The sequence below is a fragment of the Mycobacterium sp. E3298 genome, assembly GCF_001666895.1.
Classification (GTDB): Bacteria; Actinomycetota; Actinomycetes; order Mycobacteriales; family Mycobacteriaceae; genus Mycobacterium.
Window position 1 is genome coordinate 1 of sequence record NZ_LZJB01000007.1, and the last position, 2,880, is coordinate 2,880.

Consider the following 2,880-nt stretch of genomic DNA (forward strand, 5'->3'; position numbering starts at 1 on the left):
CAGGGCGATCAGCATCATGTACATCGACACCGGCGACCTGATCCAAACCGAATTCAACGTCGCGCTGCCGTGGACCAAAGAGGTCAGCCTGTCCAAGGCGGCGGTGCACCCGGCCAACGTCACGGTCGTCAACATCGGCCACAACGTCACGTGCTCGGTCACCGTCGACGGTGTCCAGATGAGCAAGCGCGTCGGCGTGGGCCTGACGATCTGCGACTCGAGGAGCTAACCGCCCCCCGACGGTTCGGCCGCGAGGGCGCCGCGGGCCGGAACCCGGACCGCCAGCATGGCCAGCAGACCGGCGAGCAGTACCAGTGAGATGCCGCCCAGCCCGGCGCGCACGGCGCCGAATACGTCCACGAAGACCGAGAACAGCCACGGCGCGACGAACGCGACCGCCCGCCCGGTCATCGTGTACAGGCCGAAGGCGACGCCTTCCCTGCCGTGTTTGGCCATCTGCAGCAGCAGGGCACGCGAGGACGACTGCGACGGCCCGATGAACATGCACAGCAGGAGCCCACAGATCCAGAACGCCACCGAACCGGACAGCAGCATCAGGGTGAGCCCTAAGACGACGATCGCGGCCAGCGAAGTCACGATGACGGGTTTCGACCCGACCCGGTGATCGACGAACCCGCCCAGGACCGCCCCTACCGCCGCCACCACGCTGGCCACCACACCGAACACCAGCACGTCACCCTGCGAGATGCCGTACACGTTGACGCCGAGCACGGCGCCGAACGCGAAGATCGCCGCCAGCCCGTCTCGGAAAAGTGCGCTGGCGAATAGGAAGTAGACCAGATTGCGGTCTCGCCGCCACTCCGCGGAGACCTCGCTCCACAGCTTGCGATAACCACCGAGCATGCTCGTCGGCTCGTAGATCTCGCCCGAGTCGGGAAGCCGATGCGCGACGAACAACAACGGCAAGGCAAAGATCGCCAGCCAGGCCGCCGCGACCAACATCGCCTCGCGGACGTAAAGGCCGTCGTGAATGGGCACCCGCAAGAACCCACGCGTCGCATCCGGCCCGGAGCCCCGCCCGGAGATGAATCCGCTGTAGACCACGAGCAACAGCAGGACGCTGCCGACGTAACCCGCCGCCCAGCCCAGACCCGAAATCCGGCCGGCGGTCTGCGGCGTCGAAAGTTGGCGCAGCATGGCGTTATACGGGACGCTGGCCAGGTCGCCGCAGGCCGCCGTAGCCCCCATCAGCACCAGCCCGGCCCACAGGTAGCCGGGGCGGTCGTGGATGAAGAACATCGCGCACGTCAGCGCGACGGCCAACGCGGTCAACACGCTCAAGGCCACCCGCCGGCGATGCGGGGACTCCACCCACACGCCGACGGCCGGCGCCAGCAGCGCGACCGTCAACCCGGCGATGGCGGCGGCGCGCCCCAACCAGCTTGCCGGCGTGGTAGCGCCGGAGATGCCCACCCCCACGCTGGTGGTCAGATACACCGAGAAGACGAAGGTTGCCACGATCGCGTTCAGGCCGGTGGAGCCGCAATCCCATAGCGCCCACGCCACCACCCGGGACGGCACCGGCGTGAGTGAACGCGACGACGGCTGGCCCATGCCCGGCAGCCTATGTGTTTGGCAGCCGACCCGCCGCGCCCGGCTTCGCCGCGCTCGCGATCGCTGCAATGTGTTTGGCAGCCGACCCGCCGCGCCCGACTGCGCCGCGCTCGCTGTCTACGATTGGCTCATGCCGATCCCCGCGCCCAGCCCAGACGCGCGTGCCGTTGTGACCGGAGCCTCGCAGAACATCGGCGAGGCGCTGGCCACCGAACTGGCCGCGCGCGGACACAGCCTGATCGTCACCGCGCGACGCGAAGACCTGCTCAACGAACTGGCCGCGCGCCTGAGCGACAAGTACCGCGTCACGGTCGACGTGCGCCCCGCCGACCTCGCCGATCCTGGCGAACGGGCGAAATTGTGCGAAGAACTGGCCGCCCGGCCCATTTCGATCCTGTGCGCCAATGCCGGCACCGCGACCTTCGGCCCGGTGGCGACGTTGAATCCCAATGGCGAGAAGGCCCAGCTGCAGCTGAATGTGCTGGGCGTGCACGACCTGACGTTGGCGGTGCTGCCCGGCATGGTCGAGCGCAGGGCCGGCGGGATCCTGATTTCCGGTTCGGCAGCGGGCAATTCGCCGATTCCCTACAACGCCACCTACGCGGCCAGCAAGGCGTTCGCGAACACCTTCAGCGAGTCGCTGCGCGGCGAACTGCGCCACTCGGGCGTGCACGTCACGCTGCTGGCTCCCGGACCCGTGCGCACCGACCTGCCCGACGACGCCGAACGGTCGCTGGTCGAGCGGCTGGTGCCGGAATTCCTGTGGATCTCCACCGAACACACCGCCCAGGTGTCGCTGGATGCCTTGGCGCGCAACAAGATGCGGGTGGTTCCGGGCCTGACGTCGAAGGCGATGTCGGTGGCCAGCGGGTACGCCCCGCGCGCTATCGTCGCGCCCATCGTCGGCAGCTTTTACAAGAAGCTGGGCGGCAGCTAGCCCCTACTTCCGGCGGCGGCGGCCGGTGCCGAAGATGTTTTTGGTGATCTCGCGTATCGCCGTGTTGATGCCGCTTTTCACCGTCGGGTTACTCAGCACCTCCTCCCACATGGCGGGGCCTTTCGGCTCCGCCGGCTGTGGCATCGGCGGCGGCGGCTCGTTCGCCGGGACGGGTGGGTAGTCGGACTGGGCCTGCGGCGGCTGGGCCTGCGGCGGCTGGGCCTGAGGATCCGGCGCACCGGCCTGGGGCTGCGCCGGTTGCTCGATCGTCTGACCGTATTTCTGCTGCAGCGCACTGCTTTTCGCCGTGGCCGCTATCGCGTCGTTTCCAATCGACGCCATCAGCGACCGCGGCACGCGCATGCGGG

General features: G+C 68.5%; 4 protein-coding genes. 2 read left to right on the forward strand and 2 right to left on the reverse strand.

What is annotated here, in order from left to right:
• Positions 1–229, forward strand: a 229-nt coding sequence (locus tag A9X05_RS00120) for an MmpS family transport accessory protein (protein WP_231978188.1), incomplete at its 5' end; no start/stop codon positions are given.
• Here A9X05_RS00120 and A9X05_RS00125 read toward each other — a convergent pair.
• Positions 226–1,575 (reverse strand): MFS transporter, encoded by a 1,350-nt coding sequence (locus tag A9X05_RS00125; protein ID WP_067778352.1) that lies wholly within the window; start codon positions 1,573–1,575, stop codon positions 226–228. The genes A9X05_RS00120 and A9X05_RS00125 overlap by 4 nt on opposite strands.
• Before the next feature lie 130 nt (positions 1,576–1,705).
• Here A9X05_RS00125 and cmrA point away from each other — a divergent pair, with 130 nt between their 5' ends.
• Positions 1,706–2,512, forward strand: coding sequence for a mycolate reductase (gene cmrA, locus A9X05_RS00130; RefSeq protein WP_067760606.1), 807 nt, complete (start codon positions 1,706–1,708; stop codon positions 2,510–2,512).
• A gap of 3 nt (positions 2,513–2,515) precedes the next feature.
• Here the strand turns inward: cmrA and A9X05_RS00135 are convergent.
• On the reverse strand, positions 2,516–2,880 hold a 365-nt coding region (locus A9X05_RS00135; RefSeq protein ID WP_156736166.1), incomplete at its 5' end, for a helicase HerA-like domain-containing protein.

What these genes read in the sequence shown, in the direction of transcription:
- A9X05_RS00125 (WP_067778352.1), bottom strand. Translation starts at nt 1,575, where the DNA reads ATGGGCCAGCCGTCGTCGCGTTCACTCACGCCGGTGCCGTCCCGGGTG.
- cmrA (WP_067760606.1), top strand. Translation starts at nt 1,706, where the DNA reads ATGCCGATCCCCGCGCCCAGCCCAGACGCGCGTGCCGTTGTGACCGGA.